Here is a 4,244-nt window from a genome sequence, read left to right as displayed (position 1 = left end):
CGCTCTTGAAGAAGCTCGAGGCCGCGTCGTAGATCTTGGCGAGCTGGGTCTTGGCTTCTGCGGTCTTGGCCCGGCGCATGTACTTTTGCAGCGCTGGGACGGCGACCACGGCAAGGATGCCGAGAATCGCGACCACGATCATCAGCTCGATGAGCGTGAAACCCTTGGCGTTCTTGAGCTGCTTCATGTCGATGATCTTTTTCATGTCTTTGTCCTGTCCTTCGTCGGGGTGTCAGCCTGACGGAGGTCAGGCGGTGGCTTGCTACTGATGATTGTCTAGCGGGCGCTCACTCACTCACCGAAGTTGGAGTCACCCATGGATACGTCGGTGGCAAAGTGAGCAGTCGTGAATTCCCAATACACGCCGTCGTGGTCGAAGTCGCACTTGGCGAACGCGTAGAACCAGTCGCGTGCGTAGAAGCGCTCGAGCTGCACGTCGGTGTTGGGGAACACCTCGGCAGCGAGCGGAAGCGCTGGGGGCTCGTCACCAAACTCGCCGTTGGTGCCGTCGCCGGTGATGACCCCGTAGGCGCAGTAAGAGTGGCCGCCCTCGGGCATGAAGCTCATCGCGTCGAAGCCGTGCTCGACCCCGCCAGCGCGGAAGTAGGGGGTGCCGATCGCAACGGCGTCGCGGGTGTACCCCTCGTCGGTGATCGACCACTGGATCGCGCCGTCTTTGTCGGCGAGCTGACCCGGCGCGACTGGGTAGGTGTCGTCTTCGCCGGTCGACGTCGATGCGTAGTGCCCTCGCACGGACATCAGGCCGTTCTCGCGCAGCGAGAGATTGGAGAGATCGCCGATGACCTCGGTTCGCCGCGCGTTGCGAACGTTTTTCGTGTACCCAACCAGCGCGAGCGTCGCCATGATCCCCAGGATCGCGACGACGGTCATCAACTCGACGAGGGTAAAGCCCCTCTGGCCAGCCAGGGCGCTGCGATCTGGATGCGCTAGCGTGCGCGTGATCGAGCGTTGTGGGGTTGTGGGCCGCATCGGTGTGCCACGGGAGTAAGCACTACTCGTGCCGGAGATGAAAGTTGGATTACGGTGATGATCCATAGTGATCACGATGAGTTAGCGAGTGGGGCAGATGATCCCATCCATGTTTCTGCCGCAGAATGTCGATCATGTGCAGACGAACTTTGGCGTGAGCCGCAAAGCGTCACCCCAAAAGCATAACAAACCTGGCACCGCTGTCCGAACAAAGCACTTTGGCTTGTCCCAGAGATCACTCCCCCGACCTTCGGGACATCGGCCGGTGTGCGACGAACGCTCACCCATCCGCTGACCGACCCACCTCGATACCAAGCTTTTGGAGGCGATAGCGGAGCGACCGAAAGCTGATGCGTAGCAGCTTGGCAGCCCGCTTGCGGACGCCGCCAGAGCGGCTGAGCGCGGCCAAAATCAACTCGCGCTCGAGGTCTGCGAGCCTGGCGTCGAGGTCGAGCCCGTCTTCTGGGAACGCGCTCGGGTTCCGACCGCCATCGTCGGCGCGGGCGCGACGATCTGGGAAGTGATTGGCGGTGAGGGTGGGCGTGCTCTCGAGCGCGACGGCTCGCTCGATCAGGTTCTCGAGCTCGCGGACGTTGCCGGGGTAGTCGTAGGCCAGCAACCAGTCGAGGGCGTCACGCGACACTCCAACTAGCTCGCGCTTCATCTCGCGATTGAAGCGATCGAAGAAGCGCTCGACGAGCAGCGAGATGTCTTCGGGCCGGTGGCGCAGCGGCGGCAGCACGATGCGAACCACGTCGAGCCGAAAGTAGAGGTCTTGCCGAAATTCACCGCTCTCGACCGCCGCCTCGAGATCGCGGTTGGTCGCGGCCACGACCCGGCAGTCGACCGGCACCTCTTCGTTGCCGCCGACGGGGCGAATCGTTCGCTCTTGTAAGACCCGCAGCAGCTTGACCTGCGTCGCGGGATCGATCTCGCCGATCTCGTCGAGGAACAAGGTGCCGCCGCCCGCGACCTCGAACATGCCCTGGCGGTCACCGGCGGCCCCGGTGAACGAGCCCTTGACGTGACCGAACAGCTCGGACTCCATGAGCTGCTCTGGGATCGCGCCGCAGTTGACCGGGACGAACGGACCATCGGCGCGCTCCGAGAGGTTGTGCAGCGCCCGGGCGACGAGCTCCTTGCCCGTGCCCGATTCGCCCCGGATCAGCACGTTGGTGCGGGTGGTCGCCATCCGGCGGACCAGATCGAAGACCTTTTGCATGGACTCCGAGCGACCGACCATGCGGTCGAGCGCGTCCACGCCCTTTAGCTGCTCGCGCAGGCGTCGGTTCTCGGTGCTGAGGCACCGACGCTCGAGCGCACGCTGGACCAGCAGCTGGATCTCGTCGATCTTGAACGGCTTGATCAGGTAGTCGTAGGCCCCGATCTTCATGGCTTCGATCGCCGTGTCCGTGGTCGCGTAGGCCGTGGCCATGATGACCTCGGGCGGCGGATGGGGCAGGGCGCGGGCGTGCCGCAAGACCTCCATGCCCGGCACGCCAGGCATGGTGAGATCGGAGATGACCACATCGAAGCCGATGTTGTCGTCGGTGAGCATGCGCAGGGCGTCGGCGCCGGACTTGGCCGTGGTCACATGATGGCCAGCGCGGCCCAGACACACGCTCAGGAATTCGCGCATCGCCAACTCGTCATCGACGACCAGAACTCGCCCGGGTAGCGGATCGACCTCGCTCACGGTGTGGAGCTTACATCTATAGACGTGGGCTCGTGGGAGGCGATCAGGCGCGTTGCCGCGCGCGGACCCGACCGCTCGCTTCTACACACCTGGGTCACCGCGGTTGACTCGACGGAGCACGACCAGGATCTGGGCCCCGAACCGCTGAAACAGGGCGAGGTCACGCAGGCGCCACTCGAGCCGCGAGAGCACCCCGCCGACCAGCGGGATGTGGAGCGTCGCGTTGTGGGGGATCAGCACGCCAAGTCCGTGCACGCGGACGAACTCGAGCTCGGGGGGGACAAAGCGCAAGAACCTGGGGATCGTGTCCCAGCGGGTCAGGCCGTAGCGATCGCCGAGGATCATGCGTCGCCGCGAGACCACGGTGATCGGGTTGCGGATGCCCTCTACGATGCCCCGCAAGCTGCGTGGGTTGGCGATCTGAACAAACACCTCGCCGCCGTCGACGGTCACCCGCGCGGCCTCGCGCAGCAGCTGACGCCCGAGCCGCTCGGAGCTGGTCGTGTCGTAGCCCAGGTGGGGGAAGGTTCGCAGGCAGTACACGACATCGAAGTTGGCGTCGGGGTACTCGGCCAAGTTGACGCTTGGCTCGTCCTCATCTCCCTCGGGGATCATGAGGTTGCCGTCCGCGTCCAGAAATTGACTGGCGGGCAAGAACCCCGAGGTCTCGGCGACCCGGCCGGCGGCCTGATCGAGCGCGCCCTTTTCCACAATCGAGAGGTGATCGCCGATGCGCGCCTTCACCCACCCGCTGATCTCCGGGCTCCCGTAGCCGAGATCCAGCACCCTTCGGCCCGGCACGTGGGTGAGGATCACGTCGCCGGCGAGGCTGTCGACCAAGCGCGACCACGCCGAGCCGAGGCTGAAGGGCCCCGTGACGCTCGCCGAGGCCACCCGCGCGCTGGTGCTCGATCCGCTCGAATGGACGCCTGAGCGACCTGCTACGCGCGACCGCAGGTCGATCGGCCCGTTCAGCCCGCTCAGGCCGTCGAGCAGGACGCTCGGCCGCTCAGGCTCGCTTGGTTTTTGAGGCGACTGTTCGGGCCGCTTCGTTGACCCACTCACGGCGCCCATGGTACGCCTTTGCCCGTCACACCGAACTCTCGGGGGACTCGATACATGCCCACCAAGATCCTCGCGATCGACGATTCCAAGACAATGCGCTTGGCCATCAAGATCACCTTCGCGGCCGAGGACGCGAAGGTGACCGCGGTGAGCAAGGGTTCTGAGGCCGTAGCTCGCGCCAAGCAGATGCAGGCCGACGTCGTCCTCATCGATCATAGCCTCGCGCCTGGCGAGCCCAGCGGCTTCGAAGTCGTTCAGGCGCTCAAGTCCAATCCAGCTACGGCCAACATCCCGGTCATCATGCTGATCCCCGCCAAGGGGAGCATCGGTGAGGCCGAGGTCTCTGCTGCGGGTGCGGACAACTACATCGGCAAGCCGTTTGACAGCCAAGAGCTGATCGACAAGGTCGCTTCGGCGCTCGGGCGAGGGGCCAGCAAGCCTGCTGCCGCTCGACCGGCGGCGCGTCCGCCCGCCGCCGCCCCGGCAGCACGGC

General features: G+C 65.1%; 5 protein-coding genes. 1 reads left to right on the top strand and 4 read right to left on the bottom strand.

The annotated features are described in order from the left end of the window. The 4 genes from DB30_RS40195 to DB30_RS40180 all read right to left on the bottom strand — a co-directional run. On the bottom strand, positions 1 to 205 hold a 205-nt coding region (locus DB30_RS40195), incomplete at its 3' end, for a type IV pilin protein (protein ID WP_146662864.1). An 86-nt stretch (positions 206 to 291) separates the two neighbouring features. Continuing rightward, positions 292 to 990 (bottom strand): type IV pilin protein, encoded by a 699-nt coding sequence (locus DB30_RS40190; protein WP_052559360.1) that lies wholly within the window; start codon positions 988 to 990, stop codon positions 292 to 294. A 280-nt stretch (positions 991 to 1,270) separates the two neighbouring features. Next, the gene (locus tag DB30_RS40185) at positions 1,271 to 2,686 is read right to left on the bottom strand and encodes a sigma-54-dependent transcriptional regulator (protein ID WP_240480438.1); all 1,416 of its coding nucleotides are present in this window, start codon (positions 2,684 to 2,686) and stop codon (positions 1,271 to 1,273) included. Positions 2,687 to 2,767: 81 nt separating this feature from the next. Further along, complete coding sequence (locus DB30_RS40180; RefSeq protein WP_146662860.1) at positions 2,768 to 3,751, bottom strand: class I SAM-dependent methyltransferase; 984 nt, start codon at positions 3,749 to 3,751, stop codon at positions 2,768 to 2,770. A 54-nt stretch (positions 3,752 to 3,805) separates the two neighbouring features. Between DB30_RS40180 and DB30_RS40175 the strand changes: the two genes are divergently transcribed. Further along, a partial coding sequence (locus DB30_RS40175; RefSeq protein ID WP_146662858.1) for a response regulator transcription factor occupies positions 3,806 to 4,244 on the top strand: 439 nt, incomplete at its 3' end.

Source organism: Enhygromyxa salina (genome assembly GCF_000737335.2).
Taxonomy (GTDB): Bacteria; Myxococcota_A; Polyangia; order Nannocystales; family Nannocystaceae; genus Plesiocystis; species Plesiocystis salina_C.
Note: the sequence above shows the minus strand (reverse complement) of the source record. Positions and strands in the feature narration are given on the sequence as shown.

Excerpts from the sequence above, each read along its gene's own strand:
- DB30_RS40190 (WP_052559360.1), bottom strand. The coding sequence starts at position 990 with ATGCGGCCCACAACCCCACAACGCTCGATCACGCGCACGCTAGCGCAT.